Annotated in this window: 15 protein-coding genes; 14 read left to right on the forward strand and 1 reads right to left on the reverse strand. The window is 60.8% G+C overall.

Going from position 1 to position 14,489, the window contains the following annotated elements; all coding sequences use genetic code 11:
* The 11 genes from C3L37_RS04305 to C3L37_RS04355 all read left to right on the forward strand — a co-directional run.
* The coding region (locus C3L37_RS04305; RefSeq protein ID WP_129113409.1) for a PIN domain-containing protein at positions 1 to 179 on the forward strand (179 nt) is incomplete at its 5' end.
* Positions 180 to 947: 768 nt separating this feature from the next.
* On the forward strand, positions 948 to 1,901 hold the full coding sequence (locus tag C3L37_RS04310) for a glycerophosphodiester phosphodiesterase (RefSeq protein ID WP_129113410.1): 954 nt from the start codon (positions 948 to 950) through the stop codon (positions 1,899 to 1,901).
* Between the two features lie 208 nt (positions 1,902 to 2,109).
* Positions 2,110 to 2,349: a hypothetical protein gene (locus tag C3L37_RS04315; RefSeq protein ID WP_129113411.1), complete on the forward strand. Its 240-nt coding sequence runs from the start codon at positions 2,110 to 2,112 to the stop codon at positions 2,347 to 2,349.
* Between the two features lie 219 nt (positions 2,350 to 2,568).
* Positions 2,569 to 2,802: a hypothetical protein gene (locus C3L37_RS04320; RefSeq protein ID WP_129113412.1), complete on the forward strand. Its 234-nt coding sequence runs from the start codon at positions 2,569 to 2,571 to the stop codon at positions 2,800 to 2,802.
* Positions 2,784 to 3,845, forward strand: a complete 1,062-nt coding sequence (locus tag C3L37_RS04325) for a Gfo/Idh/MocA family protein (RefSeq protein ID WP_129113413.1) — start codon at positions 2,784 to 2,786, stop codon at positions 3,843 to 3,845. The genes C3L37_RS04320 and C3L37_RS04325 overlap by 19 nt, the downstream gene beginning before the upstream one ends.
* Positions 3,842 to 4,627, forward strand: coding sequence for a sugar phosphate isomerase/epimerase family protein (locus tag C3L37_RS04330; RefSeq protein WP_129113414.1), 786 nt, complete (start codon positions 3,842 to 3,844; stop codon positions 4,625 to 4,627). Before C3L37_RS04325 ends, C3L37_RS04330 begins: the two co-directional genes overlap by 4 nt.
* A gap of 156 nt (positions 4,628 to 4,783) precedes the next feature.
* Positions 4,784 to 6,103 carry an extracellular solute-binding protein gene (locus C3L37_RS04335; RefSeq protein ID WP_129113415.1) on the forward strand — a complete coding sequence of 440 codons (1,320 nt, stop codon included), beginning with the start codon at positions 4,784 to 4,786 and terminating at the stop codon, positions 6,101 to 6,103.
* A 19-nt stretch (positions 6,104 to 6,122) separates the two neighbouring features.
* Positions 6,123 to 7,097, forward strand: coding sequence for a carbohydrate ABC transporter permease (locus C3L37_RS04340; protein WP_164974659.1), 975 nt, complete (start codon positions 6,123 to 6,125; stop codon positions 7,095 to 7,097).
* Between the two features lies 1 nt (position 7,098).
* Entirely contained in the window at positions 7,099 to 7,986 is an 888-nt protein-coding gene (locus C3L37_RS04345) for a carbohydrate ABC transporter permease (protein ID WP_164974660.1), read from the forward strand.
* 47 nt (positions 7,987 to 8,033) lie between these two features.
* Positions 8,034 to 8,660, forward strand: a complete 627-nt coding sequence (locus C3L37_RS04350) for a hypothetical protein (protein ID WP_129113418.1) — start codon at positions 8,034 to 8,036, stop codon at positions 8,658 to 8,660.
* On the forward strand, positions 8,660 to 8,854 hold the full coding sequence (locus tag C3L37_RS04355; protein WP_129113419.1) for a hypothetical protein: 195 nt from the start codon (positions 8,660 to 8,662) through the stop codon (positions 8,852 to 8,854). The genes C3L37_RS04350 and C3L37_RS04355 overlap by 1 nt, the downstream gene beginning before the upstream one ends.
* A gap of 18 nt (positions 8,855 to 8,872) precedes the next feature.
* On the opposite strand, the gene C3L37_RS04360 is transcribed toward C3L37_RS04355, so the two are convergent.
* The gene (locus C3L37_RS04360; protein ID WP_129113420.1) at positions 8,873 to 9,214 is read right to left on the reverse strand and encodes an ArsR/SmtB family transcription factor; all 342 of its coding nucleotides are present in this window, start codon (positions 9,212 to 9,214) and stop codon (positions 8,873 to 8,875) included.
* Positions 9,215 to 9,377: 163 nt separating this feature from the next.
* Between C3L37_RS04360 and C3L37_RS04365 the strand changes: the two genes are divergently transcribed.
* From C3L37_RS04365 to C3L37_RS04375, 3 genes are all read left to right on the forward strand, one after another.
* Positions 9,378 to 10,490 (forward strand): family 10 glycosylhydrolase, encoded by a 1,113-nt coding sequence (locus tag C3L37_RS04365; protein ID WP_129113421.1) that lies wholly within the window; start codon positions 9,378 to 9,380, stop codon positions 10,488 to 10,490.
* Between the two features lie 96 nt (positions 10,491 to 10,586).
* On the forward strand, positions 10,587 to 11,816 hold the full coding sequence (locus tag C3L37_RS04370; RefSeq protein ID WP_129113422.1) for an ABC transporter ATP-binding protein: 1,230 nt from the start codon (positions 10,587 to 10,589) through the stop codon (positions 11,814 to 11,816).
* A gap of 643 nt (positions 11,817 to 12,459) precedes the next feature.
* Positions 12,460 to 14,487 (forward strand): hydantoinase/oxoprolinase family protein, encoded by a 2,028-nt coding sequence (locus C3L37_RS04375; RefSeq protein ID WP_129113423.1) that lies wholly within the window; start codon positions 12,460 to 12,462, stop codon positions 14,485 to 14,487.
* The last annotated feature ends 2 nt before the right edge of the window (positions 14,488 to 14,489 follow it).

Consider the following 14,489-nt stretch of genomic DNA (forward strand, 5'->3'; position numbering starts at 1 on the left):
AGGATTTCACCAACGCCGTCTCTCTCTTTCAGACCTACGAAGGACTCTCTCTTGGGGACGCGACGATTGCTGCGTACATGCAGCGAGAGGGCATTGAGTCCCTGTACTCGTTTGACGATGACTTCGACGTGATCGAGGATATTACCCGACTAGCGACGCCTGACAATCCGTTCAATTGACCACTGAGATCCTGGCCAACGAAGAGGATGAACCTGTGCTTTTCCGGAGTTTGATTCGAGGGACAATGATAAAGCGGCAAAAGCGCAGACTGAGAAGGCTGTTTTAAGTCGGATCATTCTTTTCTACAGAAATACAGCGAGAGTGCCTCGGGGCTTGACCCCGAGGTACTTCACCTCATGTTGAAGCCGTTTTTCTGTTTCTACGAGTGGCTGCGCAACGTAGAGATATTTGACCCCACCTTCGGCGATGTTCTACGGAGATCGAGTCATGAACTCTCGTTCGTGCAACGTTTTCAAGCATTTCCCGATTGTACTCTGATCTCGCTTCAGATGGCGGCGAGGGTTCGACGAGGAGTCTGCGGAGGGGCTGTTGAATATCCTGCACAACCGCGGCTACATCTACTACGTCGGCGAGCAGGTCCGCATTACGTAGGCTCGCTGTCTCGTGAGGGCTCAGGAGTTACTCTGACAGAGGGGGTTTCCAGCGTGACGCTTGAGGTTAGGCGAGTGCGGTCTCTCGAAGGTACTGATCTTCCCACTCGTAGCGCTCTCGGAGGACATTTCGATCCTCGTCGGTGATCTGGGAGAAGTTGGTGCGCTGGTCGATCTAACCCTTCTCGACGTATCCCGTCTCGTGGTCTACCGTTACCAAAGAATACGCTCTTTGAGACAGAGGCCAGTTTTGAGCGCTCTGCAGGTATTTTTCGATTACGATAACCGCATACAATATAAAATATTAAATAGTATAGGTGTATTCTAGATGATGGAATGTCAAACCATACCAACACTCTCGATCGCAGACGCTTTATACAGGGATCAAGCGCCGCTGTAACAGCCCTGGCACTTGGATCCAGTGCTGCAGCGAAAGAGAAGGGAACCGAGAAGGGAGCGACCAACTCGGCGCACCGAAAGCAAAGCGATGAACCGGACATCATTGCGCATCGCGGATTTGCAGGCAAATATCCCGAGAATACGGTCGCTGCAGCGTGGGGTTCCGCACGAGAGGGTGCCGACATGATCGAAATCGACGTCATCCCTTGTGCTGATGGTGAAGTGGTCGTCTTCCACGATGATGATTTGAGCGAACGCGACGGAGGCAATCAAGGCCTCACTGATGAGGATGGACTCGTCTGGGAGACGGACTGTGAGACGGTTCTCAGCGCCGAAGTGCTCGAATCCGGCGAGACGGTGCCGACGCTTCGCGAGGTACTGAAGGTCATCCCTGCATCCGTGAGCGTCAATATCGAGATGAAGAATCCCGGATCAGAGGACATCGTCGCTGGAGATCTGAGTGGCGAGGAACTGGCGGCACAGGAGGACCTCTGGCGCCCGTTCGTACAGGATGTCCTCGCGATCGCTGCCGAGTATCAGAATGATATCCTCGTCTCGTCATTCTATGAGGCCGCTCTCTCAACCACTCGTGAGACTGATCCGTCGATTCCCATCGCGTTTCTGTTCTCGGACGATATTGAGGAAGGGCTCGCCGTCACCCGCGAATACGACGCCGAGGCGCTCCACCCGTCGTTCACCCTCGTGCAAGGAACGCCATTCTACGAGGGAGAGGATGACATCGATCTCGTCGAAGTCGCGCACGAAGAGGGGCGTGAGGTGAACGTCTGGACCATCCAGACGTGGTATGAGGCGACCCAACTTGCTAAGACGGGCGTCGACGGATTGATCGTCGACTATCCCGATCTCCTCTTCGACAGCTTACCACAGTAGGATCAACATCCGTCTACCCACCGATTTTGATGACTGCTGAAGAGATGAAACGACGACATAAGTGACGTGAAGAGATGCTCGACGACGACCGGCTCATTCCAGTGTACTCGCGATGTTGACGCTTGTCTCTGACACGCTTTCCACTGAGCGTCCTCGTCGTCGGCAAGCGAACCTTTTACTCCGGCAGGTCGACCTGAGGGTTGCGGTAGTGGTCGAGGTACGTCTCGTGGAGGGCACCGTTCGTGGCGACGACATCACCTTCGAGGATAGCGTCGATGTCCGTGTTGATGCTGAGAGGTCTGCGCCTGCATTCGATTCGGCCGAGTTAGAGATCGTTAAGTCCAAGTTGACCGTTGATGACTGGGACGCGAAAGCGTACGGGACCGTCAAAAACACGGGTGACAGTCCATTCGAGAGTGTGACGATTATCGCCTGGTTCTACAGTTAATACAGCGAGAGTGCCGCGAGGTCAAGCCTCGCGGATGAATCGCGTAAACTTCACTTTCCACCCGCCCGTTTCTTTAGGTATAATGGGCCACGCGGCCCGATTGAGCGTAAGTACGGGTGTTGCACAACCGCCCGGCGTTCGATTCGACGCGCTCGGGAGCGCCCATCAAGCACGATAGGCAGGAGATGGGCCGAATCGTTCCAGCGAGGGAGAACGCCTGTGGAGTCTGGAACCACTCTGTCCTTCCTCGGAAGGATGGAGGTTCTGACGCCGAGGCAGGAAGCCTCGACCCTTGTGGTCGTGGTAGTTCACAAACGAACAAAACCCTCCATCGTGGCCAAAATCGTTCCGTTTGAAAAATATAGAACAAGTTATGGAACGGCCATACTTAAGGCGGAGGTTAATGTGCGGTGTCCGAACACGGCACAGCGAGCATGTCGTCAGAGATTATGATTGCCTCCGAGACGGAGGGAGTAGAAACCGACACTCTCTCGGTTGCGGTGATCGGCACGGGAGCGATCGCACAGCGACTCCACATCCCTGCATACCAGCGACACGACCGCGCCGAAGTCGTCGCGGTCTGTGACGTCGAAGAGCAAAAGGCCGCCGCGGTAGCCGAGGAACACGGCGTCGGCGAGTACTACACCGACTACGCGGCGCTCCTGAACGACGGCATCGCCGACGCCATCAGCGTCTGTCTGCCGAACCATCTCCATCGCGACGTCGTCGTCGCCGCCCTCGAACGTGACGTTCACGTCCTCTGTGAGAAACCGATCAGTACCTCGCTTGCTGAAGCCGACGAAATGGTCGCCGCTGCGGACGTGAGCGAGGCGATCTTCATGGTCGACCAGACCGAGCGATTCAATCCCGTTTATGAGAAGACGAAGGAAATCCTCGAGAAGGGTATCGTCGGCGACGTTCACAACGTCCGGAGCCGCTTCAGCCACCCCGGCCCGGAGGGGTGGTCGCCTCGTTCGGCGTGGTTCACGGACGCCGACGCCTCCGGGGGTGGGGCGCTCATCGACATTGGGATCCACAACGCCGATCTCCTCAACTACCTGTTCGGCTCCGTAACGGAGCTAATGGGCTACAGCGACACGCTGTCGATGGATACCGAGGTCGAGGACACCTCGGTGGCGGTGCTGCGCTTCGCCGACGGTGCGCTGGGTACGTTCGAGACCGCGTGGCGGACCGATCCCGAGTCGATCCGGATGCAGATCATCGGCGAGGAGGGCGTCGTTTACGTCGACAAAGTCGAACCCTCCGTGCGCGTCGAATTCGGCGACAATAGCGGCGAACTCGACGTCCCCGTCCCGGATCGTTCCCGGCACGGCGGCCCTATCTCTCACTTCATCGCTTGCGCACTGACCGGGGAGGAGCCCACGGTGACGGGAAGGGACGGACGAAAGGCACTCGAAATCGTCATGGGCGTCTACCAATCCTCGAAGTCGAGACGTGCGGCCGAGTTACCGCTCTCTCGGGAGGGGAGTAGATGAAACTCGCTTGCAGTTCCTACTCGTACCACGCGGAACTCGAAGAGTGCATGGAACTCGCGGAGTTCATCCGCATTTGCGGGGAGGAACTCGGCGTCGACGGTGTCGAACTCATCGACGAGCACCTTCCCGGTGACGATCGGGACACCCTCGACGAGATACGAGAGCTCGCGGACGCGTATGGCCTCGAAATCGCCTGTCTCTCCGTGTTTTACAACGACTTCGCGAAGGCGTGCCGAGCGGACCGTCGCGAAGACGTCGAGAACGTGATGGCGTGGCTCGATCGGGCCGACCGACTCGCCGCGGACGTGCTCCGCGCGTTCACGGGCTTTCCGGGCCTTCACGATCGCGACCACGGCGACCCGGCCGTCTGGCGCGACGTGACGACCTGCCTGCAGGAGTGCGTCGACTACGCCGAGACGGTCGAAGCGACGCTCGCTATCGAGAATCACAACCACGACGGCCTCATTCGCACCGCGGACGACGTCTTCCGCGTCAGAAGCGGGGTGAACGGCGAACTTGGGCTCGTCCTCGATCTCGCGAACTACGTCGACGGCGTCGACTCGATCGATCGAACCGCGCACGTGGCCGATCACGTTCACGCCGCGTACGACGACATCGACGCGGACGGGTCGGATCCGAACTACCCCTACTACGATGCCGTCCTTGCGGACCTCGCCGGGAAAGGATACGACGGTTACGTGACGTTGGAATGGGAGGGCGAGGCCGACGACTTCGAGGCCGTCCCCAGAGCGATCGACTACCTGCGTACCGTCGCCGACTGACGAGCGCGGCCGCTTACGCGTTATTTTATGTATTTCACCGGCTGAACGAGAGGCCGGTCGGCTCTGTTCGTCGATTTTCAAATAGCTTTGAAAATACCCGAAGACGAGAGGGAGCTTTATCAGTCGTAGTTGGTTGCCCACACCTGTGAATTTCCCATGACAGGTTCTGACAATCCGACGCGGCGGACGTTGTTGCAGGGGATCGCCGGTGCGAGCACCGCGGCGACACTCTCGATTGCCGGCTGTACGCAAATCGAGGGCTTCGGCGGCGGTGGCGACTCATCAACGCTCGAATTCTGGTCCTCGCCGAACGAAGAGGAGGTGTCGTTTCACGAATCGGCCGCCGAAGAGTTCACCGCCGACAACGACATCGAGTTGGAAGTCCGCCCCGTTCCCGAGGGCGACTCGTCCGAGGAGGTCGTCCTCTCGGCGCTCGCGTCGGGAACCGAGCCCGACGCGTTCGCCAACGTGTTTCCGGGATTCGCCGCGCAACTGGAGGTCAACGACGCCGCCGTGAACCTCTACGACATCGAGGGCGCGAAGCAGGCGCTCACCGAACGCTGCGGCGAGGAGATCCTCTCTCGCTACGAGACGCCCGATGGTGATCTGTACCAAGCGCCGTGGAAAGCGAACCCCGTTCTCTTTCAGTACAACGATACTGTTTTCGAGGAGGCGGGCTACGAAGAAGAGGACTACCCCCGAACGCTCGACGCGCTCGTCGAAGCAGGGATCGAGATCGTCGATTCCGGTGCCGCCGAAGTGTTGTGGGATCGTGCGCCGCTGCCGACGTGGTACGAACGGTGGTTCGACTTTCTGCCCATCTACTTCGCAGCCTCGGAGGGCAAAGCGGAGATGTTCACTCAAAACGGCGAGACGACCGAACCTGCGTTCAACAACGACACCGCGGTCACCGTTCTGCAGTTCTTCCAGGATCTCTTCGAGAGCGATCTACTTCCGACCCAGTCGAGCGAGAATCCGAAGTTCCCGGAAAACAAGGCGGCCATTAACACCGGCGGTCCGTGGGTCGTTCCGTACTTCGAGGACGTAAACGAGGACGTTCGGATGAGTCACCACACGGCACCAGTTCCCGACGACGTCGAGCCGAACGCTCACACGTACGCGGACCCGAAGAACACGACCGTTTTCCAGTCGTCGTCGAATGCCGAAGCCGTGTGGTCGTTCACGGCGTTCGAACTCGGGGAAGACTGGGACGTGAGGCTCCTCGAAGACACGCTGCAACTTCCGCATCGAGAAGGAATCATCGATAGCGCGAGTTCGTTCTTCGAAGAAAATCCAGATATTAAACCGTATGCCGAGGCGCTCGAAACGTCCCATCCACCGTCGTATACGCCCGATTACACGAAAGTGATGGACATTTTCGGCGACGAGGCGTTCGTCCCGGTCGTCCGCGGTAATCGTTCACCCGAGAAAGGACTCAACGCCGCCGAACAGAAGATCACCGAGGAACTCGAGTAGCTGGCGGGTGACAGACGAGATGTTAGATCCAATTATTCGGCGCGCTCGCGTCGCCGGAACGTCCGCTGGCGGTGCCATCGGTCAGCACCTCGCTGGAATGCCCCTACTCGGGTCCACGGTCGAACGACTCGGACGGTACGACGACAACTTGAAAGGATGGGCGCTCATGCTTCCCTGGCTCGCGTGGGCATCGGCGTTTCTCATCTTCCCGTTCGTGTTCGCTCTCTACCTCAGCTTCCACGAGTGGGCCATCGTGTCGCCGGAGACGCCGTTCGTGGGGCTCGATCACTACGTTGATCTGTTCACGAGCGACCTCTTCTATCAGTTACTCGGGAACACGCTGTACTTCTTCGCGGTGAACGTCCCGTCGCAGATCCTGTCAGCGCTCGCCGTCGCGGTGCTCCTCGACCGCGTCGTCCGCGGACGGGCCTTCTACATGGCGGGATACTTCGTTCCGTACGTTACGAGCGGCGTCGTCGTTGCCGTCGTGTTCAAACGTCTCTACGCCCCCGACGGAATGCTCAACCAGTGGCTCGCGGTCGTCGGCGGACGGATCGACTTCCTCGGGAGCGAAACGTTCGCGATGCCGGCCATCGCGATGATGGTTTCGTGGAAGTTCGTCGGCTACTATGCCATCATCTTCCTCGCGAACCTCCAGTCGATTCCCGAAAACGTCTACGAATCCGCCGCACTGGACGGCGCCAACGAGTGGGAGCAGTTCCGCCACATCACGCTCCCGCTTTTGAACCCGAGCATCCTCGTCGTCGTCATCCTGTCGACCATCACCGCGTTCCAGATCTTCACGGAACCGTTCATCATGACTTCGGGCGGACCGAACGGCGCGACGGAGACATTCGTCCTCGTCATCTACCGAACGGCGTTTTCCTACCTGGAAATGGGGTACGCCAGCACGGTCGGCGTCGTTCTCGCGGCGATCATCTTCGTGGTCAGCTACGTCGAGCGCAACTATGTCGAACAGGAGGTGTCGGCGTAACATGGCCGCCGACACGGTCGAAGCGAGGTCGCAAGATTCCGTCGTTGATCGGTCCGAGAGTCGGTTCGCGTCGCTGACGCCGAAGCGGTTACTTGTTTACGCGCTGTTGACCGTCGGCGTCGTCGTCCCGGTGTTCCCCTTCGCGCTGATGGTGTCAATGTCGTTCAAGCCGCGCTCGGAGATGTACGAACCTGCCCTCCTCCCGTCGCACGTGACTTTCGAGCACTACCTGTTCCTGCTGGAGAACGTGCCGATCGTCCGGCAGCTGTTCAACAGCGTTCTCGTGACGTCGGCCGTCGTCACCTCCGTCGTCGTCACGTCGTGTCTCGTCGCGTACTCGCTGGCGAAGCTCGACTGGTTCGGACGACGGTTCACGTACAACTTCATCCTCGCGACGATGATGATCCCGGGCGTGCTGCTTCTCATCCCGCAGTTCATCGTCATCGTCTGGCTCGGGTGGGTCGACACCTATCAGGCGATGATCGTTCCCTTCGCCATCAGTTCGTTCGGCATCTTCCTCCTGACGCAGTTTTTCAAGCAGTTTCCCGACAGCCTCATCGATGCCGCACGGATGGACGGCTGCTCGGAACTGGACGTCGTCTTCCGAATCGTGCTGCCGAATTCGCTGCCCGCCATCGCGACGGTCGCGCTCTTTACCTTCATGAACCGCTGGAACGAGATGCTGTGGGATCTCATCGTCATAAAGGAGGAGACGATGTACACGCTGCCGGTGAGCATCACGCTCTTCGCGAAAACGGGACTCTACGGCGACAGCACCGGGGCGCTGATGGCGGGGGCGACGCTGCTCGCGCTCCCGACCATCGCGCTGTTCTTGCTGCTACGCCGGTACTTCATCCAGGGGGTCACGATGTCGGGGTTGAAGTCGTAATGGGAGCACAGAGCGCCAATCACCGGTCGACGCCCTGAACATCACCCATGCACTCGACGTACGACCTCGCGACCGGCCGCGTCCACTTCCTCTCGCTCACCCGGGAAGTCGTCGGCGACCTTTACCGACAGCTCCCGCGAGTGGTCGCCGTGAGCCTCTGTTGGTGCGTCCTCAGTTCGACGGCCGTTCTCGCCGCACCCGCAACGACCGCCGCGCTCGTCGCCGCGCGAAGTATCCTCGACGGCGACGACTTCGGCGTTCGCGACGCCGCCGCCGCGTTCCGACGGTTCTTCTGGCGGTCGCAGGCGGCGTTCGTCCCGGCGTTCGTCCTGTTCGACGTGGCGTGGTGGCTCTGGCTCCACGCGACGCCCGGCGGGATCGCCGCGACGATGGCGGCGTTTGTCACCCTCGACGTGCTCCTGTTGTACTGTTTCCTGCTCCTGTACTACGGGCCGTTGCTCGTCGAACGCGACGGGTCGGCGCGCGAGACGGCCCGAGCGTCGGCGCTGCTCGCGTTGACGCGGGTCAGGGCGTCGGTCGGCTTGTTCCTGTTCGTCGCGTCGACGGCTGCGCTTCTCGCGTTCTCCGTCGTCGGATTCGTCCTCCTCGCCCCGGGCGCACTTGTGACGAGCCTGTCGCTGGCGACGCGATATTTGGCGGGGGATGCCGACTGATGCGTTCCGCCGCGACGCTGACGGTCGCCTTCGCGGCGCTGTCCGCCGGTACGCTCTGTTTAGGAATTCTCGGTGTATTCGCGAGTGCCCCCGGCGTCTGGCCGGACGCGTGGCCGATAGCCGTCGTCGTACACGCCTGTCTCGCGTCGGCTGTCGGCTACTACGTCCGACGAACGGGCGGGTTCGTGGCGTGAAACTGCCCGCCGATTCCGCTACCGATTCGAGAGTTTGAGCGTCACTTCGTCGACCGCGAGGGCGACTTCCTTCTCGACGCCGCCGCTATCGCTGACGTTGAAGCGCGAGGCCGCGACGCCGGCGTTCTCCAACTGCTTTACGTGGGTCGAGACGGTTCCCTTCGAGCGACCGACGGCCTCAGTCAGCTCTTGAATGGTTCGTGTATCGCGCGCGAGAGCGCGAACGATCTGCCACCGCGTGTCGGAGCCGAGCGCCCGCGCGACGCTGACGACTTCGTCGCCGTCGACGTCCTGCGTCTGCGGCGGACGTATCTTCGAGCGAGCGTTCGGAATCTGACGGGTGAATCTCGGTTTGCTCATAGTGGGCGTCAGCGCGTGTACTGAGGGCGGTCCCGAACGACGATTATAAATTTACCGTCCACGTTCGGAGATTATCAAATATCTTCTGTAGCCGCCGAATATACTCGGCTCCCGTCGGACTGGGTCATCACGTATATTTCTCTTCTGCTCGTTGGCGCACGTGATGACCGACTCAGGGGATGAAGCGCACTGGTGGGAGGATCGGCTGTTCCGGTCCGTAACCCTCTATCCGTGGGCGACGATGGACGCGGAAGCCGAGCTGAAGTACCTTGCCGAACGCGACGTGAACACGGTGTTCGTCGTGACGAAAGAGAGCGACGGCCGCGTCTTCTACGACTCGTCGGTCGCACCGAATCAGGTGCCCAACCGAGATCTTCTCTCTGACCTCGTCGACGCGGCCCGGGTCCACGACGTCGCGCTCGTTCCGTCGGTTTTCACGCTCTGCGATGAGCACCTCGTCGAACAGTACCCGGAGGCGGTGCAGGTGGCCCAGGAGGGGACGGAGATTCGCTACCCGAACGTCTCCATGGAATGGATGCACTGGGTCTGTCCGAACCACGACGTCGTCCGTGACCACCTGCGATCTATAATTGACGAATTGGCCGAGTACGACGTCGACGGTATCCAATTCACCCACTTCGAGTATCAGCCGATCATGAACGGCGAGTCGAGCTACCGCTCTTGTTTCTGTGAGGAGTGCGTCCGCCGCTACGAGGAGGAGGGCGTCACGACCGAATCGAGTGGAGGGGTTGCCCTCCGTTGCGAGACGATTACGTCGATGCTCGACGACCTGACGGCATCGCTGCGACGACGGGACGATCTCATGGTGAACGTCGAACTGGAGGCGTTCGCCGACCTCGATGCGGCGGTCGCCGACAGCCGAGAGATGCTCGGCGTCGACCCGGCGACGCTCGCACGGTTCGCCGACGTGCTCACCCCGCGGACGGCTCACGTCGACCTCGGGCTACATCCGCTCTGGATACGCGACGTCGTCCGCTCGCTCCACGAGGTGACCGCGACGCCGATCGTCCCTTCCATTCGCACGTCGACCGGGGAGCGTCCAACCGAGCACGTTCCCGCTGACGAATTGATGACGGCAATGCAGATGGCGCTCAACGGGGGCGCACGCGGCGTCTCACTGTTCTCGGCGGGAGCGAACGTCGGTCGCCTCACCGACGCGCAGTGGGAAACCGCGGCCGCCACGTTCGAGGAGTTCACCTACTTCGAACGCGAGTACGGCGTTCCCGGCGACGAATCCGGCTCAGCCGTCTTTTGATCTTCCGACTGGCGTTCGGAGAACGCCAAATATGAGTTGATACTCTCTAAACGCGGGCGAACTATTATGCGGGCGGTTCGCACAGTCGTCACCGACATGGGCGAACTCGACATCGACGATCTGACGAAGGCGTTTCCTACGGCCGACGGCGGCAACCGGATCGTCGCGGTCGACGGTCTCGACATCTCGGTGGCGGACGGCGAGTTCCTCGTCCTGCTCGGCCCGTCAGGGTGCGGGAAGTCGACGACGCTACGGTGTGTTGCCGGTCTCGAACGGCCGACCGACGGTCACGTCCGTCTCGACAGTGAGGACATCACCGACGATTCTCCGCAGCAGCGCGATATGGCGATGGTGTTCCAGGACTTCGCGCTGTACCCGCACATGTCCGCCGCGGAGAACATGGGATTCGGACTGAAGATGACGACTGACCTTTCGGGCGACGAGATCGAAAACCGAGTCGGGGAGGCGGCGAGCATCATGGACATCGGCGATCTGTTGGACAAGAAGCCGAGACAGCTATCGGGCGGCCAGAAACAGCGCGTCGCGCTCGGCCGCGCCATCGTCCGCGACCCCGAGGTGTTTCTGATGGACGAACCGCTCAGCAACCTCGACGCGAAACTCCGGACGCAGATGCGAACCGAAATTCAGCGCCTGCACCGCCGACTCGACGTAACGACGCTGTACGTCACCCACGACCAGACGGAGGCGATGACGATGTCCGATCGCATCGTCATCCTCGACGGCGGCGAACTCCAGCAGATCGGGACGCCGTCGACTGTCTACCACCACCCCGTGAATCGGTTCGTCGCCGGATTCATCGGCTCACCGTCGATGAACTTCCTCGACGTCGAACTCATCGACGAGCAGCGCCGCCGACTCACCGCCGACGGAGAGACGCGGTTCGACTATCCGCTTCCCGCGGCCGTCGCCCAACGCTGCGACGTCTCCCCGGGAGACGAGCTGACGCTCGGTGTCAGACCGGAGGCCATCCGCGTGGTCGATCACGAAACGGACGGAATCGATCAGGCGGCGGAGGGCCGCGATCGGGCTCAGCACGCGGTTCTCGACGTGGTCGAGCCGATGGGAAGCGACGACTTCCTCTACCTCCTCGTCGGCGATTCGGCGTGGACCGCTCGCGTCGATTCCGCGGTGGAACTCGAGGAGGGCCAACGGATCGCACTCGAATTCGACGCCGACGCGCTCCACATCTTCGACGCCGAGGGTCGCACGCTCAAATCCGCTGGGACAGGAGAGGATGCGTATCACGAGAGCGGAGCGACGACGGCACCGACGCCCGGCGGTGCCGTGGAAGGGATTGAACCGTGAGCGTGAACCGGTCGACTGCTCCGTGATACCTTATCCATCGCCGCGACACTCGTCGGATCGCTGGCTGACGTTTTTCACGTAGTCATGGATCGTTAGAGCGAGATCGAACATCACCTCGGCTTGTTCTGCGGTCGCAACCGTATCGCGATAGTACGCTGCCGACCGACTGTCCGTGTAGAGCGTTTGGAGGTGGCGAGATGTCAGGTCTCGGAGCGATTTGCTCTCGTGATAAACGTGGATATATCTATCTCGTCGATGACCAGGTTCGGATCACGTAGGCGCTGCGCGTCTCTCGGAGGCTTCGGGACGCGATCACCGTCGGTGAGCGGTGACCGCGTCGTCACGCGCTGAGCTGTTCTGGAACTTCTCGGACGGGATTCGGGCACCATCTACCGACTTTTCGAGTGGAACGGGCACGACGGCGGCGGTGAATACCTCCAGTGGATCCAGTCGATTTAGCGGATGCAGCGGAAGCGGATGTTCGAGTAGATGCACGCGAAGCGTCAGACACGGTTACAGTCATCCAGGCGTCCTTCGATGCCCTCGTGTCCGAAACGTCGTTCAAATGCGCGTTCGTGTGATTCCGTTCCCGACCCAAACGGTTTTGCCGTCATACGACCCTCGTCGAGCGTGATCAAATCGCATGATACGAAGTGGCATTGATATCGGCGGAACGTTCACGGACGTGATCGTGTTTGACGAAGAGACGGGTGCCATCGAAGTGACGAAGACACCGTCAACGCCGGAGAATCCGGCCAACGGCGTTCTCACGGGTCTGAAGAAGTCGAACGTCGATATCGGAAATTTGGACTTTTTCTCCCACGGTTCGACGGTAGGCACGAACGCGCTCATCGAACGCGACCTTCCGCGGACGGCGCTCGTCACCACGAAGGGATTTCGTGACGTCCACGAGATTCGCGACGCGACCAAGCAGAACATCTGGGACGCGTACGAAGACGTCGCAGATCCCTATGTCGCTCGCCGAGATCGACTCGAAGTAACGGAACGCGTCAAACAAGACGGCACGGTTGCCACCGAATTGGACGAGACGGAAGCGTACGACGCGGTTCGGGTGCTGAAAAAGCGCGGCATCGAGACCGTCGCGATTTCGTTCATCAATGCCTACGTTAACGGCGACCACGAAAAGCGGATGCGTGCGATCGTCGAGGAGGCGTATCCCGAGGCCTTCGTCTGCTGCTCGCACGAAATCCTCCCGGAGATGTTCGAACACGAGCGCACTTCTACGACCGTTATCAACGCGGCGCTCGTTCCCGTCGTCCGAGAATACCTCGTCGACCTTTCGGAGCGCCTCGAAGAAGAAGGGTACTACGGCGACGTGCTGGCGATGCACTCCGGCGGCGGTGTCATGACGACCGACACCATCGCCTACTACGCCTCGCGCATCGCGAACTCGGGGCCGACCGCGGGGGCCATCGCTTCGGCGCACGTCGCCTCACTTTGCGGGTACGACAACGCCATCGGCTTCGACATGGGGGGGACGAGCGCCGATATCTCACTCACATATGACGGGGAAATCGAGATGACCGATCAGTGGGCGGTCGAGTACGGCTACCCCATTATGTTCCCCTCGACGGACATCGAGACCATCGGCGCCGGGGGCGGATCCATCGCGTGGATCGACGAGGGGGGCTCGCTTCGAGTCGGACCGAAGAGCCAGGGCGCAGACCCCGGCCCGGCGTGCTACCTTCGTGGCGGCGATAAGCCGACCATCACCGACGCCAACGTCCTGATGGGCTGGATCGACCCTTCGAAGTTCCTCGGTGGAGAGATGGACGCCGCGGCGGACCCGGCGCGGAGGGTCATTGAACGTGACGTCGCTGGCCCGCTCGGTCTCGATCCCATCGAGGCAGCGACGGCCATCGAGGAGATCGCGATCGCCAACATGTCGAACGCGGTGCGGCTCGTCTCGACCTCGAAGGGGTACGACCCGCGCGACTTCGCCCTCGTCGCTTTTGGCGGGGCGGGGCCGCTCCACGCCGCAGACGTTGCCCGTGATATGAGTATCCCGACGGTGATCGTTCCGCCGTACCCCGGTATCAACTCGGCGCTCGGGTGTCTCCTCGTCGACGTCGAACACGACCACTCACAGACGTTCATCGAAAACGCCACTCGCGACGTCGTCGATGATATCGAGGACGCCTTCGCGAGTATGGAAGACGAGGTGCGAAAGCGCCTCGAAGAGGAGGGGATCGGGGCCGATAGAATGCGGATGAACCGCGAAATTCGGATGCGCTACGCCGGCCAGTGGCGATCGCTCGATGTCTCCTGTCCCCGTCCCATCGACGGGATGGACGAAATACGAGCGCGCTTCCACGAACAGCACGAGCGCGCGTACGCGTACTCTGACGCGGACCAGGCGGTGGAGATCTACGGGCTCCGCGTCGTCGGTAAGGGTCTCGTCGCGAAGCCCGAATTCCCGAGGATCGGTGGCCCCAACAGCATCTCTACGGCGCAGACGGGCACGCGTGATGCCTACTTCAAAACCGAGAACGCGTTCGTCGAAACGGCCGTCTACGATCGCGGGGCACTCGGCACCGGTGCCGAATTCGAAGGTCCAGCGGTCGTCGAACAAATGGATTCTACCATCGTCGTGCCGCCGGGGGCGGCCGTCGAGGTGGACGACGTCGGCAACTTCATCATTACAGTGTAAAA

Origin of the sequence: Halegenticoccus tardaugens, assembly GCF_004116405.1 — an archaeon.
GTDB lineage: Archaea > Halobacteriota > Halobacteria > Halobacteriales > Haloferacaceae > Halegenticoccus > Halegenticoccus tardaugens.

What these genes read in the sequence shown, in the direction of transcription:
- C3L37_RS04375 (WP_129113423.1), top strand. Translation starts at nt 12,460, where the DNA reads ATGATACGAAGTGGCATTGATATCGGCGGAACGTTCACGGACGTGATC.
- C3L37_RS04350 (WP_129113418.1), top strand. Translation starts at nt 8,034, where the DNA reads ATGCACTCGACGTACGACCTCGCGACCGGCCGCGTCCACTTCCTCTCG.
- C3L37_RS04325 (WP_129113413.1), top strand. Translation starts at nt 2,784, where the DNA reads ATGTCGTCAGAGATTATGATTGCCTCCGAGACGGAGGGAGTAGAAACC.
- C3L37_RS04355 (WP_129113419.1), top strand. Translation starts at nt 8,660, where the DNA reads ATGCGTTCCGCCGCGACGCTGACGGTCGCCTTCGCGGCGCTGTCCGCC.
- C3L37_RS04360 (WP_129113420.1), bottom strand. Translation starts at nt 9,214, where the DNA reads ATGAGCAAACCGAGATTCACCCGTCAGATTCCGAACGCTCGCTCGAAG.
- C3L37_RS04335 (WP_129113415.1), top strand. Translation starts at nt 4,784, where the DNA reads ATGACAGGTTCTGACAATCCGACGCGGCGGACGTTGTTGCAGGGGATC.
- C3L37_RS04310 (WP_129113410.1), top strand. Translation starts at nt 948, where the DNA reads ATGTCAAACCATACCAACACTCTCGATCGCAGACGCTTTATACAGGGA.
- C3L37_RS04365 (WP_129113421.1), top strand. Translation starts at nt 9,378, where the DNA reads ATGACCGACTCAGGGGATGAAGCGCACTGGTGGGAGGATCGGCTGTTC.
- C3L37_RS04370 (WP_129113422.1), top strand. Translation starts at nt 10,587, where the DNA reads ATGGGCGAACTCGACATCGACGATCTGACGAAGGCGTTTCCTACGGCC.
- C3L37_RS04330 (WP_129113414.1), top strand. Translation starts at nt 3,842, where the DNA reads ATGAAACTCGCTTGCAGTTCCTACTCGTACCACGCGGAACTCGAAGAG.
- C3L37_RS04345 (WP_164974660.1), top strand. Translation starts at nt 7,099, where the DNA reads ATGGCCGCCGACACGGTCGAAGCGAGGTCGCAAGATTCCGTCGTTGAT.
- C3L37_RS04340 (WP_164974659.1), top strand. Translation starts at nt 6,123, where the DNA reads ATGTTAGATCCAATTATTCGGCGCGCTCGCGTCGCCGGAACGTCCGCT.